Here is a 13,864-nt window from a genome sequence, read left to right on the forward strand (position 1 = left end):
GGTGAGTCATGACTTGGGTGGTCCGGAAATTGTTGCAGCGCAACTAATGTGTGACGGTGCTCAAGAGACCAATTGCGGTGATCATCGCTGCGGTCACCGCTTCCGCGCTCACCGCCTCGTCCCACGCGGCCACACCGATGCTGCCGGATCTTCGCCAGGCTCCGGTCGGCTGTCCGGGCGGATATGACGGTGACGCGAGCAAGTGCGACGCGTGGGACGTCTGCATGGTGACCGACGCCTCCGCACCAGGTGGCCCGTGCGTCACCGAGGGCGACATCAAGGCGGTGCGCCTGAGGTTCACCACTTCGGTGGACAACATCGGCGACGGACCGTTCCTCGTGCACGCCCACCGCAACAGCACAGCGCAGCCGCGCATGTCGGTGCGGCAGGCGATCCAGTCCGAAGTGGACGGACCGATCCCGATGACGTTCGCCGAGGCGCAGCACCGCACCTCGACGTGGTCGTACTACGAGCCGGCGGCCGCACACCAGCACTGGCACCTGATGGGCTTCGAGTACTTCCAGCTGCGCACGCCGACCGGCGAGACGGTCGTGACGGACCGCAAGAACGGCTTCTGCCTGGGCGACCGCTACACCAACGTGGATGCGGGAGCTCTTGCCCACCGGCCCGGCGACGAGAACAGCCACACCGGCAAGCTCGCGGCGTTGCTCGACGGCCACAAGTGCCAGCACCACAACCCTGCCGCGCTGGACGTGTTCTTCGGGATCTCGGTCGGCGAGGGCGACGACTACAAGTACCAGGTGGAGTTCCAGTGGCTCGACCTCACGCGGGTCGCCTCCGGGGTCTACGACGTGGTGACGGTCGCGAACCCGGACCGCCAGCTGCAGGAGAAGAACTACGACAACAACGCGTCGGCGATGGCCATCTCGGTGCAGTGGCCGGACCGTGCTTCCGCCGCGCCCGCCAAGATCACGCGACCGCCTGTCGTGAAGCTGCTGCGCGGCTGCCCTGGCAAGACCCGCTGCGCGAACGAGCCCTGACACTTCGCCGCTTTGCCGTCAGAATCGGCGGATGTCCTTCCTGATCGGCGGACGACCGCTGGCCGACCGGCTCGTCGCGGAGCTGCCCTCGTTCGTGCGGCAGGTGCTCGCGGAGATCACCTCACGTGTGCCGGAGTACCAGCAGCTGCCCGGTGAAGAGCTGGCCGGTGACATCACGCGCGTGATCGAGCAGGCGCTGCGCGCGTTCGCCGATGTTCTGCGCACCGGAGTGCTGCCGACCGGGGAGGAGCTGCGGTTCCTGCGCGAGTCGGCGGCGCGGCGGGCCGAGGAGGGCGTGCCGGTCGACGTGGTGCTCACCGCGTACCACGTGGGCATCCAGGTCGTCTGGGAAGCGCTGGTGCCCGACGCCCGGCCGGAGGAGGTCGGGGAGGTGCTGAAGCTCAACGCGCTGGCCATGCGCTACCTGCAGGTGGTCACGCCCGTGGTGAGCGCGGGATACCTGGACGAGCGGCAGACGATCTTCGACGACGAGCGGTCCGCGCGGCACACGTTGCTGACCGGGTTGCTCGCCGGAACCGTTGAGGCGTCCGGGCCTTATGTGGTGCTGGCGCTGCACGTGCCGCCGCATCCGGACGAGCTGCTGCCCGGTGTGGACGCTTCCGTTGCGGCACGGCGGAAGCTGCGCCGGTTGCGGACGGAGTTGGAGCGGCACAGCCGGGAGCCGGTGCTGTCGTCGCTCGGGGTGGAGGGCGGGCTGGCGTTGCTGCCAGGCGACGATCTGCCTTTGGACCGGATCGTGGCGGACGTGACGCGGGCTGCGGGCGTTCCGTTGACAGTGGCGGCGGTCGCGGCCCCACCCTCCGGGGTCGCGGCCGCCGCCGGGCTGGCGCGCGAGGTGCTCGACGTGGCGCTGCGGTCAGGTCCTGGCCTGTACCGCCTGGCCGACGTCCTGCTGGAGTACCAGTTGTCCCGTCCCAGCGCCGCTCTCGGGCCGCTCGCCGCGGTGGTTGCGCCGTTGTCCGATGAACTTGTTGGCACGCTTGAGGTTTATCTCCGGCGTGGCTCGCGGCGTCCGGCTGCTTCAGAGCTGCACGTGCATCCGAACACAGTGGACTACCGGTTGCGCCGGGTCGCAGAGCTGACCGGCCTGGACCCGACGCGGATCGAGCACGTCACGCTCCTGACCGCAGCCCTTGCAGCGCGGCGCGCCCAACCGTGAGACCGAACGCCTTCATGCCGGCGGCGTTGGGGTGCAACGGTGCGGCGATCGTCGTCGGGATCAGGCCTTCGAGGTAGCGGTCAGCGGGTTCGGCGCAGATGTCGTGGCCGACGCTCACCGCGGCGAAGTCCACGAACGTCGCGTGGCGCTTGGTGGTCTCGGCCTTGATGGTCGCGCTGATCTTGTTCATCACGCTCTGCAGGTAGTCGCCGTCACGACCCCAGACGGGCTGCCGCGGGTAACAGCCGCCCGGTCTGAGGTAGGTGCCGTAGCCGGTGATCACGAGCTTCGCGTTGGGCGAGCGCTTCTTGATCGCGTCGAGTGCGGCGCCGAACTCCGGTGCCCACGCGTCGACGGCTTTGGCGAGCTGGTCCTGGCCACCGGCGGTGTAGCGGTCCTTGCAGGAGATGCCCGCGGGTTCCGGCAGGAAGTTGATGCAGCTCAACGCCGTCTGGAAGAGCCCGATGTCGTTGGCGCCGATCGTGAGCGACACGAGGTCCGTGGTCGGCTTCAGCGCCTCCAGCTGCGGCGTCACGAACCCGAACTGGTGGCCCTGCAGATGATCGGTCTCGGCGCCGGAACACGTGACGTCCGTGAGCTTCGCCCCGAGGTACTGCGCCGCGACCTGCGGGTAGTTGTGATCACTGCGCAGGCACCAGAGCGCGGGGTCCTGGTTGGGAATCAGTGGGCCCGCCGCGGCTGAATCGCCGAGTGCCACGTACTCGATGCCGCTCTCGGCCTGTGCTGTGCTTGTTCCGGCGACCAATGCCGTGATCAGTGCCAACCCGGCCACGATCCGCATCCCGAACCTCCCACGTCGTTGTCAGGTCAGCTCATCGTGGTGGTTCAGGTCACTGGTGCGGGTGGGACGTTGCCCAGAGTCATCCGGTCGTGTTTGTGACCTATCACAATGGACGAGTGACTCCTGGGGAACTCCTCTCGTTGGCCGCCCAGTCCTGCGTGGACGCGGCCGAGCTGCTGCACGAGGTTCGCGTCTCAGTTGCTTTGAAGGGTGCGTTCGACCAGGTCAGCTCGGCTGATCTGGAGGTGGAGGCGTTCCTGCGTGCCGCTTTGACGTCGGGTGCGCCCGGCTCCGCGGTCGTCGGGGAGGAGCTCGGGTCGGCTTCCGCGCCGATCACCTGGTTCGTCGACCCGATCGACGGCACGCGGAACTTCGTGCGCGGCATCCCGCTGGCGTGCATCTCGGTGGCGGCTGCGGTGGATGGGCAGCTGGTCGCGGGCTGCGTGCTCGATCCGTTCCGCGATGAGCTGTTCACAGCCGCTGTGGGCGTGCCGTTCTCGGTGCACTCTTCCGGCTTGGTCATCCCGCCTGGTGTGAGTCCGCGGCCGCTCGTGCTGACCGACATCCCGTTGCCCGGGAGTGCTCATGGCGGCGAGATGGAGTTGCTGGGCTCTCTGATGGAGGTCGCGGACGTGCGGCGGGTCTACGTGACCGCGTTGTCGCTTGCCTGGGTCGCGGCAGGCCGAGCGGACGCGGCGGCGAACCTCGGCATCCACCCGTGGGACGTGGCGGCGGGCTCGGTGCTGGTGCGTGAGGCCGGCGGGGAGTTCTGGCCTGTGGGCTCGGACGGATTCGTGGCCGGCCGTGGTGAGATCGTCTCGTGGCTGCTTGAACGGCTGGAGGGCATCGTCTCGTGATCGATCTCAGCGGCAAGGTCGTGCTCGTCACCGGTGCGGGTGGTGGCTTGGGCGCGGGCATCGCTCGGCGGTTCTCCGACGCGGGCGCGTTGGTCGTGCGGCACAACGGTATTGCGGACGGCGACCTCCGCACGGACGCTGAACGCGTGGTGTCAGCGGCCTTCGGGGTGCACGGCCGACTGGACTTCGTCGTGAACAACGCGGGCGTGCAGCCCGTGGAACCGTTGCCGGACATGACCGTCGCGCAGTGGCAGTCCGTTGTGGACACGAACCTGACCGGCCCGTTCGCCGTGACCCAAGCCGCTGCTCGGTTCTCCGTCAGCTCGATCACGCACATCGCGTCGATCGAGGGCTCACATCCGGCTTTGGGTCACGCCCACTACAGCGCCTCGAAAGCCGCGCTGATCATGCACGCGCGGGCCGCGGCTTTGGAGTACGGCCCGCGCATTCGCGTCAACACGGTCTCGCCAGGTCTGATCGACCGTCCCGGCATCTCGGCCGAGTGGCCGGAGGGCGTGGCGCGGTGGCGCGCAGCAGCACCGTTGGGGCGCTTGGGTTCTTCGGAGGACATCGGGAACGCCTGCGTGTTCCTGGCTTCGGACCTGGCTTCCTGGATCACCGGCCACGACCTGATCGTCGACGGCGGCGTGACGGCCCGCCCGACCTGGTAGCTACTGCGCCAGATACCCGCCGTCCACCGGCAGGATCGCGCCGGTGATGAACGAGGCCTGGTCACTCGCCAGGAACGCGATGGCCTGCGCGACTTCCTTCGGCTCCCCGAGCCGCTTCATCGGATGCATCGCCGCCATTCCGTCGACCGGCCCGTAGATCGCCTGCTTCGGCTGACCCGCCATTCCGGAAGTCGACGACACCGTGACCCCGGCGCGCCACCAACACGTCGATGCGCCCGGACAGGCCCACCGCAGCCTGGGTCATGGCTTTCGCGTTCTCGTCGTCAGCGGCACGCTATCGACTTGCCACTTTCGCCGCAGGCTGCCACTATCTGCCACATCCTGCCAAAGCCTGCCGGAACGGAGCCGTCGTGAGCCTGCCGCGTTGGAACGACCCCAGCCTCAGCCTGGGTTCGATGGCGCGCGCCGCCCTGTGGCTGGCGACGGTGGTCGGCGAGGGCAACAAGTTCTCGAAGCGGGATCTGCGGGACGCGTTCCCCGGAGTCGCCCAGATCGACCGGCGGATGCGCGACCTGCGGGACTACGAGTGGACCATCGACACCATCAGGGAGGACTCCACGCTGACGTACGAGGAGTTCCGTCTGGTGCACATCGGGGTGCACGTGTGGTCCCCGAAGGAACGGCGCGCCGCCAAGCCGCCGAACGTCGACGTGGCGCGCAGCCGAACCCTCTTCACCGTGAAGACCCCGTCGAACCCCGACACCGTGCGAGAACAGGTCGCGGCACTGGCGCACGACGACAAGGTCTTGGTTCTCGCCTGGCTCGTGAAGGGGCGTCGCGACCACACGCCCGCCGAACGGGCTTTCCAGGCGGCACAGGCCCTGCCGCCCGAGGCCCGCCAGGCACTCATGGCCCAACTCGCCGACGACCTCGTCGGCCAGATCAAGGAGACACGACCGATGACCGACTGAGGTGCGGTGGTCACGTTCTTGCACAACGCGACCACCGCGCACGCGAACCGACCCCGACCAGCACACCAGCCGTGAGGAGCCATCCGCTTGCCCAACCCTAACCCGCACCGCCCGCCACGGCGGCACACCACCTTCTGGGAGCTGTTCGAGCGGCGTGAACCGTTCCGCCGCCTCCTGCTGCTCCTGATCACCGTCGGCGTCATCACCCTGGCACTCACGCACGGCCCAGAAGCGGTGCCGATACTGCTGAGCCGTTGACCCCGAGACGGTGGGCCGGCAACTGCCGGCCCACCGCCGGGACACACTCACTGTGGCTCACGCCACTGCGCCGAACAGGTAGCTCTGCGGCCGAACCGGGAACTCACCAGTACCGCAACGATGCCGCGAACCCCAGCGTCACCGTGGGTTACAAGATCATCTAAGGACAACGCTTGCGCTGGTCAGCACCATCGCAAGTGGGTGAAGCGCGTGGTGCCCCCGACGGGATTCGAACCCGTACTGTGATCCTTTTAAGGGACCTGCCTCTACCGATTGGGCTACGGGGGCGCGGTGAGCCTAGGCCTTGATCGTCGGCTTGTGTGAGCGGATGGTCTTTTCTCGCCCGCACGGCCCAGCGAATTGGACTAGAGCGAGCATCCGGGTAAGCGTCGAACGGACCCGAACATCAGCGTGCCCTCCCCGCTCCGAGCAGCTCCTTGAAGCGCAGCGCGACCCAGTCGTGGACCGCGGCGGAGACCGAGTTGTCGCCTGCGCGGTGCTCGAACCAGCGCCAGTCGCAGTTCACGTTGATCTCCAGGAACACGTGGTCGGAGCCGGTGACGAGCAGGTCGAACGCCGCCACCTGCACGCGCCAGTGGCGTGCCAGAGCCAGCAAACGGTCCGACAAAGAAGAAGGCACCGAGGTGGGCGTCACGCGCACGGCGTCGGGGTCGACCCAGAGCTGGGCCGGGTCGAGTTTGTCGACCTGGAACGCGATGCAGCGCTCCCCCACCACGAACACGCGCAGCTCGGTGTCGGACGGCACGTACTCCTGGACGATCACCGGCGCGGGCTCAGGGGCGTCGGAAGCACGCGAAGTCTCAAGAGGGCGCGGGAACAGGCCGTGCTGCACGCCGGGGCGCGGTTCCAGCAAGTGGCGCCCAGCCGTCTTGACGATGCAGCGGCCGCCGCCGGGGCGCGTACGGCCCGGACGCGTCGTCACGGCCGTGCGTGGCACACGCAAGCCGAAAGCAGATGCATCCGACAGCTGCGTGAGGCGGTCCAGATGCGTCGAGAAGCGCGAAGGGTTCACGTGTGCCCAGTCGGAGCGCGACGACAGCCAGTTGGCCACTGAGGCCCACTGGTCGACCGCGTAGGCGCCGGCCAGCGTGCCGGGCTCGACGGGGACTGCGGAGAGCTCGAAATGGCGGCGCCACACCAGAAGCGGGCGCAGCAGCCAACGGTCGAGTTCAACGAGAGGCTGGTCCGTGTAGACGGACAGGGGGAGGTCGACGCATCGGTCGGCGTCGATGCGGGCCATCCGGATGCCGCGCTCGGCCAGGGCGATGGAGAGCTCGTTCATCTCCATGTCGGCGGCGCGCGCCAGTACGAGCACACAGGGTTGGGGGTTGCCATCGCCCTCGTCGACCATGCCGAGGCGATGCACCTGTTCCTGGAAGTCCAGGCATTTGGGCGGCGAGCGGAAGAGGTAGTCCTGACCCTGGAGCAGCAGAGGTCTGGCAGCCTCGGACGGGGCACCTGGCACCCGCCCGTCAGCTGACCTGCTCAATCGTCCTTCTTGCTGCGGAAACTCTGCCCCGCCTGCGCGTACTCTGCGGCGTACTGCGCCAACGCGGGGTCCTCGATCTCACCGCGACGAAGCTGTGCGGCCAGCTCCTCGAGAGACATCGGGATCACCTCTCTCCCCACACAGGCGAATCACGCATTCAGGTGATGCACCAGCCGTAGTCTCTGGTTCACGTAACGCAATGTCAAGGCGACCCTCAGAGCTTTACTCCGATTGGGCGCTTAAGTTCGGCCTCCGGACCAACGAAATGCCCCGAACGTGATAACGCTCGGGGCACCTCACCACTCACAGAGAGTAAAGGTCAGCTCTGCACCGCACGGTCGAAGTCCGACTTCGGGTCGTTGATCTGTCCCAGAGCCACGACCTCGCGACCGTAGAACAACGCCTGCGTCCAGTCCATCAGCACTCGGAGCTTGCGGTTCACGGTCGGCATGAACGCAACGTGGTAGCTGCGGTGCATGAACCACGCCGGCAGGCCCTTGAAGCGCAGGCCGAACACGTCCGCGACGCCCTTGTAGAGGCCGAGGCCCGCGACCGAGCCGAGGTACTTGTGGAAGTAGTCCTTCGGCTTCTGGCCGCGCATCTGCGCCACGATGTTCTTGGACAGCAGCTTCGACTGACGGATGGCGTGCTGCGCGTTGGGCACGCACGTCGCCGTCGGGTCCTCCTCGATGCGCGAGAGGTCCGGCACCGCGGAGCAGTCACCGGCGGCCCACACGCCGTCGAGGCCCTGGACCTGCATGGCGGCGGTGCACCGGACGCGGCCGCGCTCGTCGAGCGGCAGGTCCGTGTTGCGCAGCACCGGGTTCGCCTTCATGCCGGCGGTCCAGATGATCGTGTCGGAGTCGAACTCGGTGCCGTCGTCAAGAACGACGTGGCCGTTCTCCAGCGACTTCACGCGGGTGTCGAGGTAGATCTTGATGCCGCGCTTCTCGAGTGCCTCGACGGTCCACGCGCCGAGCTTCGCGGACACCTCGGGCATGATCCGGCCGGCGGCCTCGACCAGGACCCAGTTCATCTCTTCGGGCTTGACGCCCTCGTAGTACCGAAGCGCATACCGCGTCATGTCCTCGAGCTCGGCGAGCGTCTCGATGCCCGCGAAGCCGCCACCGATCACGACGAAGCTGAGCAGCTTCTTGCGCAGGTCCGCGTTGTTCGTGCTGGCGGCCTGGTCCAGGCGCGACAGCACGTGGTTGCGGACGTAGATCGCCTCGCCGATCGTCTTCATGCCGATGCCGACCTCGGCCAGGCCGGGGATCGGAAGCGTGCGGGAGATCGCACCCAGCGCGGAGACGAGCACGTCGTACTCGATCTCCTCGACGTGGCCGTCCGACAGCTCGGCGGTCACGATCTTGCGCGCGTGCTCGATCTTGGTGACGCGGCCCGTGACGACGTGGCAGCGCTTGAGCACCTTGCGCAGGGGGGCGACGACGTGGCGCGGCTCGATGGAGCCGGCCGCCGCCTCAGGCAGGAAGGGCTGGTAGGTCATGTGCGGCTGCGGGTCGATGACGGTGACGGAGGCCTCGCCGGAGCGCAGCTTCTTCTGCAGTCCGAGAGCCGTGTACATCCCGACGTACCCACCGCCGACAATGACGATTCGTGTGGGTTGCGACTTCACAGCAGCCATACACATATGGTCGCACCAGGACCCCCTTTTTCGCGCGTCATAAGGGGCCGTTGTGACTACCGTCGCCGGGTGATGCCGAACACCATCGCGACTGACCTGCGCCTTGAGTCGGATTCGAGGAGTTCTCGCTGAGAGGGACGATTCAGATCCTCAGCGCGACGACCGCGATCACGACCGTCAGAGACCCTAGCCCGAGCAGCTCCACGAGCCCCAAGTCAGGCCCTGATGGGATGAACGCGGCGAACGCCGCGACACCAAAAGAGATCGCCTGGACAATGGCGAACCGGCGCGCTGGTGCTTTCAGCGCAGCGAGCTCGATTTTCGTTTTCACCGGAACGACCGCGGCCAATGCGGACGTCACGTGAACCAGGTGCAGTGCCGGGATCATGAGCCACACGCCCAGCCGCAACGGGTGCCCGTCGCCGAACGCCATCGCCAGCGCCGCGTAGCCGATCAGCAACGCCGGACCCGCGCTCCCCGGCATCAGCACCGACACCACCGTCAGCGCCGCCACGATCACCAGAGGCGCCACCGTGTCGGACTCCAGGTGCAGGATCAGCGCCACGGGCAACGCCGCGAGCACGATCGCCAGCCGCATCAGCATTCGCGTGTCACCTTCACCCCGTGCTCGGCCATGCGCCGCAACCGCAGCCGGTGCTCCGCCGCGATCATCTCGGCGGCGACCTCACCCCACGGCGTCTCCGCGTCGGGCTTCAGCGGCAACGGCAGCGTGTTGATCGCCAGCACCACATGTCCGTGCTTACGGGTCTGCACGGCCAGTTCGGCGATCTCGTCGTCGAGGAACGGCGACAGCAGCACGACCACGCATCCGTGCGGAAGCTTCCGCAACGCCACGCGCGACGCCCACCCAGCGGCCTGCACGCACACGACCAGTTGCGTGCGGATCCGCATCAGGTGCCGCCGCCCGACGCCGGAACGGACGTTGAGCTGCGGCCGGCTCAGGTCCATCAATCCGACCCGGTCGCCCTGCCTGAGGTATCCCGCAGCCATCGACGCGGCCCGCCGCACGGCGCGGTCCAGGCTGCCACCTGGCCGTGTCGTCGCCCCGTAATGAGGAGAGGACCAGTCGGCGACGTTCACGCCCACGTCGGTACGGGTGTCGAGAGCCAGCACGATCTCCGCGTCGGCCTCGGCGTGCCGTTCGCGGACGTGCAGGGCGCCCGTGCGCGTCGTCACCCGCCAGTCGATGCGCTTGAGCCGGTCGCCGGGCTGGAACACCCTGATGTCGCGCAGCTCGGTCGAGTCGCCCGCGCGCGGCGAGCGGTGGATGCCGACGAGACCGGCGGGGCGTGGCGGCAGCGGTCCGGACGGGTGGTGCTCGACCGGCGGCAGGATCGTGCGCACGTGCTCGACCCCGACGATCGGGCCGTAGACGTACATGCCGTCCGGCCCGGCGAACAGATGATCGAGGCGAAGATCGACGCCGGGACCCCACGCGTCGCGCCGGATCTCCACGGGCAGGTCGGGTGAGTGCGCAGGGACCGCCTTGATCCCGCCGGGAAGCTTGATCACCGCGATCTCCGCGTCCGCACCGTCGACCTGCGCCACGGTGTGCACCACGCCCGCGCCGGCTCCACGCGGCACCGGGCGGACGCTGACCGTCGGCTTGCCCTGAGGTACGTGCGCGAGCAGCACGGAGAGGACGAGCGGCACACCGAACAGCACCATCTCGACCTGGTGCAGGAACATCCCCGCGACGACCAGCCCGGCACCGAGCCAGACCGCGCGCGAGTACGCGTCCGTCGGGTGCCAGTGCGCGCCGTGCGACTGGGCGAACGCCTCCCTGATCTTGTCCGCTCTGCTCATGAGCTGGGCGGGCCCGGAACCTTGCCGAGCAGCTCGGTGACGACCTGCACACCACTCACGCCGGACGTCCACGTCTCCGGCTTCATCACGAGCCGGTGCGACAGCACGGCGACCGCGCACTCCTTGACGTCCTCGGGAGTCACGTAACCACGTCCGTCCAAAGTGGCCAGAGCACGCGCGACGAGCACCAAGCCCTGCGCACCACGTGGCGACGCACCGACCTCGACCGACGGGTGCTGTCGCGTCGAGACGGCCAGATCGACGCAGTACCGCAGGAGATCGTCATCCACTGTGGTCTGTTCGAGCTCGTGCTGCAGCTCGGCGAGACGGCCGGGCTCCAGCACCGGCGGCACCTCGGTCTCCTCCTTCTGCCGCGCGAGCCGTCGCCTCAGCACCTCGACTTCTTCCTCGGCAGGCGGATAACCGATGTCGAGCCGCACCAGGAACCGGTCGAGCTGCGCCTCCGGCAACGGGTAGGTGCCCTCGTACTCCACGGGGTTCGAGGTCGCGAGCACGTGGAACGGCTTCGGCAACGGGAACGTGCGGCCCTCGACCGTGACCTGCCGCTCCTGCATGGCTTCCAGCAGCGCGGACTGCGTCTTGGGCGGCGTCCTGTTGATCTCGTCGGCCAACAGCAACCCGGTGAACACCGGCCCCTGGTGGAAGTCGAACTCGCGGCTGCCGGGGTCGTAGAGGAACGACCCGGTGACGTCCGCGGGCAGCAGGTCCGGCGTGCACTGCAGGCGGCGGAAGTCGAGGCTCAAAGCCTGCGCGAGCGACCGCGCGATCAGCGTCTTGCCCAGACCCGGCACGTCCTCCAGCAGCACGTGCCCGCCGGCCAGCACGGCCGCGAGTGCCAGCCGCACCGTCCGCGTGCGCCCGACGACGACCTTGCCGATCTCGTCGAGAACGGCCTTGGCCTCCTGCTCGATACTCACTCGACCCTCCTGAGCCGTTCGGCGAGTTCCTTCGGGTCGGGCATCTCGGATGCGTCGATCCCCAGTCGTTGCAGCCTCGTGCGGAACCGTTCCTGGTAGCGCCGCGGGCTCTCCGCCGCCTCGGCCAGCCTGGACGCGAGCGTGCTGGCGTGCGCGGTGCTGATCGAGCCGGGCGGCGGCGGTTCCGAGCTCCACACGATGTCCGTGGCACGCTTGAGCCTGCTGACCAGCACGGCGAACGCGGTCGGCGGCACGGCCAGCGCGGCCGCCCAGAACGGTTCGGCGCCGAGCAGCCAGATCGCCACACCGATGATCACCCCGACGGCCAGCGCCAGCGCGGTCTTCATGCGAGCTCCCGGATGATGCGGCCCAGTTCGCGTTGCGCTTCTTGAGCTTGTTCCGCGCTCACGTCCTCGTGCCCGAACCGCGCCCGTTGGTAGAGGTTCTTGAGGACGGTCGCGTCGACACCGAGCTTCGCGGTGAACTCGGTGGGTGTCTGGTGCGGCAACCGCTCCTCGGCCTCCTCCAGCGCAAGCCAGGCGGCGATCACCGCGTCGCGCGGCGGCCGTCGCGGGTGGTTCGTGAACTCCTGCAAGGCCTTCTCGACCCGCTGGACGGCGGACACGGTCTGGCCGATCTCGAAGTCCTCGATCTCGACACCTCGGACACCCCGGCGACGACGCCAGCGCGGGAGTTCGAGCGCCAGGATGATGCCGACCAGTCCGAAGAGGACCAGCGCGGTGAGCACCAGCAGGTACACCGTGAACGGCAGCGCGATGACGTCGGGCAGCTCCTGCGGGATCACCACGTCCATCGAGGGTTCGCGGAGCTGAGGGGGCGCGTCGTCCTTCATCCGGTTGACGAGCGTGACCGGCGACGAACCGCCGGCCGCGACCACGACGATCAGCAGCGCCACCACCGCCACCGCAGCCCGCCACCACTTCATGCGGATCAGCCTTACACGGATCGGGGGTGCGGGGATGATCCTTTGGCTAACTTGCAGGTGTGGCACTGACACTGAAGCCGGCCGACCAGGAGCTCCGGCACGGCCGGCTGGTCCCGGCCGTTGAAGCACCGACGCATCCGTTGGTGGACGAGTTCTGGGAGGTCGTGACCTTCGTGCTGGACAACGACCAGACCCTGCGCTCATGACCGACATCTTCATCAACTACCGCGGGGCGGACTCCAACTACGCCGCCCGCCTGCTGTTCGAGGGGTTGAAGCCGCGGTTCGGGCGGCAGGTGTTCTTCGACGAGGAGACCATCCAGCCCGGCGAGGACTACGTGCTGCGACTGCTGCGCGGGGTTCGCGAGTCGACCGTCCTGCTGGCGGTGATCGGCCCGCAGTGGCTGATGGAGCGCCGGATCGACGACCCTCACGACTGGATCCGCCGCGAGCTCGTCGCCGCCTACCAGTGCGGTGTGCGGGTGATCCCGGTGTTCACGGACGGCGCGAAGCCCGAGGACCTCGAACCGCTGCCGGCCGACATCGCCCGGCTGCGCACGTCCCAGGGCATGCAGTTGCGGCGCCTCCGGGCGAACGAGGACATCGCGCGGATCTCCGACGAGGTCGCGAACCACGTCCCGGCCCGTCGCCGCCGAGCCGTCGCACTGGTCGTCGCGCTGGTGGCGTTGCTGCTGGTCGGTTCCGGCGTGGGGCTGTCGTTCCTGATCCGCGGGAACGACCGCGAGCCTGCGGCCACCAGTTCGACTCCCGATCCCACCTCAGCGGTCGGGACAACGACGACGACATCCGCGGCCCCGAAGACGACGACCACGACGAAACCGCCAGAGCCGCAGGAGCTGTGGGCGGGCACGGTGAACCTCGACTTCGAGACGTATCAGATGGCCTTCTCCCTGGACTGGGCCCCGCCCCGGCGCACGCTGGGCGGCGACGTCGGCCTGTGCAACGAGTTCGTCTGCAGCAGCCCTGGATCCGCCATCGCGGGCAAGGCGTTCGCGCTGTGGACGGGCGAAGGGCTCCCGGAGCGCGGTGAGTGCGTTGAACTGCTGAACAAGACCGCGGGTCAGCCGACGCTGCCGGTGCGGGTCGGCACCAAGGCCTGCCTCGCGACCGAGGGCAAGCGGATCGGGCGCCTGGAGGTCGTCGAGATCGGCGGTCCGGGCAAGATCAAGCTCAACGTCAAGGTCTGGGACCTGCCACCGCGCTAGTAGTACTTCGTTAGGTCGCGCTGACCTGGGCGTGCGTGATCACATCTGCGGCCGTGCGTGCGTGCCGCCATC

The 13,864-nt window shown here is 68.3% G+C and carries 18 protein-coding genes and 1 tRNA gene; 8 read left to right on the forward strand and 11 right to left on the reverse strand.

All coding sequences use genetic code 11. The annotated features are described in order from the left end of the window. Window positions 1–56 precede the first annotated feature (56 nt). Together UK23_RS04235 and UK23_RS04240 are read left to right on the forward strand one after the other, a co-directional pair. Window positions 57–1,001, forward strand: coding sequence for a lysyl oxidase family protein (locus UK23_RS04235; RefSeq protein ID WP_045310035.1), 945 nt, complete (start codon window positions 57–59; stop codon window positions 999–1,001). 31 nt (window positions 1,002–1,032) lie between these two features. Next, complete coding sequence (locus UK23_RS04240) at window positions 1,033–2,181, forward strand: PucR family transcriptional regulator (protein ID WP_045310000.1); 1,149 nt, start codon at window positions 1,033–1,035, stop codon at window positions 2,179–2,181. Here UK23_RS04240 and UK23_RS04245 read toward each other — a convergent pair. Further along, the gene (locus UK23_RS04245; protein WP_045310001.1) at window positions 2,135–2,983 is read right to left on the reverse strand and encodes an SGNH/GDSL hydrolase family protein; all 849 of its coding nucleotides are present in this window, start codon (window positions 2,981–2,983) and stop codon (window positions 2,135–2,137) included. The genes UK23_RS04240 and UK23_RS04245 overlap by 47 nt on opposite strands. A gap of 116 nt (window positions 2,984–3,099) precedes the next feature. On the opposite strand from UK23_RS04245, the gene UK23_RS04250 reads away from it, so the two are divergent. Both UK23_RS04250 and UK23_RS04255 read left to right on the forward strand, forming a co-directional pair. After that, window positions 3,100–3,840 (forward strand): inositol monophosphatase family protein, encoded by a 741-nt coding sequence (locus UK23_RS04250; protein WP_196777599.1) that lies wholly within the window; start codon window positions 3,100–3,102, stop codon window positions 3,838–3,840. Next, entirely contained in the window at window positions 3,837–4,511 is a 675-nt protein-coding gene (locus UK23_RS04255) for an SDR family NAD(P)-dependent oxidoreductase (protein WP_045310003.1), read from the forward strand. Before UK23_RS04250 ends, UK23_RS04255 begins: the two co-directional genes overlap by 4 nt. Here UK23_RS04255 and UK23_RS04260 read toward each other — a convergent pair whose 3' ends face one another. Then, window positions 4,512–4,694, reverse strand: coding sequence for an SDR family oxidoreductase (locus UK23_RS04260; protein ID WP_045310004.1), 183 nt, complete (start codon window positions 4,692–4,694; stop codon window positions 4,512–4,514). It lies immediately after the preceding gene. 188 nt (window positions 4,695–4,882) lie between these two features. Between UK23_RS04260 and UK23_RS48235 the strand changes: the two genes are divergently transcribed. Continuing rightward, on the forward strand, window positions 4,883–5,443 hold the full coding sequence (locus tag UK23_RS48235) for a hypothetical protein (protein WP_052684339.1): 561 nt from the start codon (window positions 4,883–4,885) through the stop codon (window positions 5,441–5,443). An 87-nt stretch (window positions 5,444–5,530) separates the two neighbouring features. Next, window positions 5,531–5,701 (forward strand): hypothetical protein, encoded by a 171-nt coding sequence (locus UK23_RS51260; RefSeq protein ID WP_156212745.1) that lies wholly within the window; start codon window positions 5,531–5,533, stop codon window positions 5,699–5,701. A 211-nt stretch (window positions 5,702–5,912) separates the two neighbouring features. Here the strand turns inward: UK23_RS51260 and UK23_RS04270 are convergent. From UK23_RS04270 to UK23_RS04305, 9 genes are all read right to left on the reverse strand, one after another. Next, a tRNA-Leu gene (locus UK23_RS04270) sits at window positions 5,913–5,989 on the reverse strand. A 118-nt stretch (window positions 5,990–6,107) separates the two neighbouring features. Further along, the gene (locus UK23_RS04275) at window positions 6,108–7,211 is read right to left on the reverse strand and encodes an ATP-grasp domain-containing protein (protein ID WP_045310005.1); all 1,104 of its coding nucleotides are present in this window, start codon (window positions 7,209–7,211) and stop codon (window positions 6,108–6,110) included. Continuing rightward, a complete protein-coding gene (locus UK23_RS54495; protein ID WP_269083663.1) occupies window positions 7,208–7,330 on the reverse strand; it encodes a hypothetical protein in 123 nt (40 codons plus the stop codon). The genes UK23_RS04275 and UK23_RS54495 overlap by 4 nt, the downstream gene beginning before the upstream one ends. A 200-nt stretch (window positions 7,331–7,530) precedes the next feature. Beyond that, window positions 7,531–8,856, reverse strand: coding sequence for an NAD(P)/FAD-dependent oxidoreductase (locus tag UK23_RS04280; RefSeq protein ID WP_045310006.1), 1,326 nt, complete (start codon window positions 8,854–8,856; stop codon window positions 7,531–7,533). A gap of 142 nt (window positions 8,857–8,998) precedes the next feature. Continuing rightward, complete coding sequence (locus tag UK23_RS04285) at window positions 8,999–9,460, reverse strand: hypothetical protein (protein ID WP_045310007.1); 462 nt, start codon at window positions 9,458–9,460, stop codon at window positions 8,999–9,001. Further along, window positions 9,454–10,683, reverse strand: a complete 1,230-nt coding sequence (locus UK23_RS04290; RefSeq protein ID WP_045310008.1) for a DUF58 domain-containing protein — start codon at window positions 10,681–10,683, stop codon at window positions 9,454–9,456. Before UK23_RS04290 ends, UK23_RS04285 begins: the two co-directional genes overlap by 7 nt. Beyond that, a complete protein-coding gene (locus tag UK23_RS04295) occupies window positions 10,680–11,621 on the reverse strand; it encodes an AAA family ATPase (protein ID WP_045310009.1) in 942 nt (313 codons plus the stop codon). Before UK23_RS04295 ends, UK23_RS04290 begins: the two co-directional genes overlap by 4 nt. Beyond that, the gene (locus UK23_RS04300; RefSeq protein ID WP_052684340.1) at window positions 11,618–11,968 is read right to left on the reverse strand and encodes a hypothetical protein; all 351 of its coding nucleotides are present in this window, start codon (window positions 11,966–11,968) and stop codon (window positions 11,618–11,620) included. Before UK23_RS04300 ends, UK23_RS04295 begins: the two co-directional genes overlap by 4 nt. Then, window positions 11,965–12,567, reverse strand: coding sequence for a DUF4129 domain-containing protein (locus UK23_RS04305; RefSeq protein ID WP_045310010.1), 603 nt, complete (start codon window positions 12,565–12,567; stop codon window positions 11,965–11,967). Before UK23_RS04305 ends, UK23_RS04300 begins: the two co-directional genes overlap by 4 nt. 59 nt (window positions 12,568–12,626) lie before the next feature. Here UK23_RS04305 and UK23_RS52500 point away from each other — a divergent pair, with 59 nt between their 5' ends. Together UK23_RS52500 and UK23_RS48240 are read left to right on the forward strand one after the other, a co-directional pair. After that, complete coding sequence (locus tag UK23_RS52500) at window positions 12,627–12,773, forward strand: hypothetical protein (RefSeq protein ID WP_196777600.1); 147 nt, start codon at window positions 12,627–12,629, stop codon at window positions 12,771–12,773. Further along, window positions 12,770–13,792: a toll/interleukin-1 receptor domain-containing protein gene (locus tag UK23_RS48240; RefSeq protein ID WP_052684341.1), complete on the forward strand. Its 1,023-nt coding sequence runs from the start codon at window positions 12,770–12,772 to the stop codon at window positions 13,790–13,792. Before UK23_RS52500 ends, UK23_RS48240 begins: the two co-directional genes overlap by 4 nt. The last annotated feature ends 72 nt before the right edge of the window (window positions 13,793–13,864 follow it).

Source organism: Lentzea aerocolonigenes, from assembly GCF_000955955.1.
GTDB lineage: Bacteria > Actinomycetota > Actinomycetes > Mycobacteriales > Pseudonocardiaceae > Lentzea > Lentzea aerocolonigenes_A.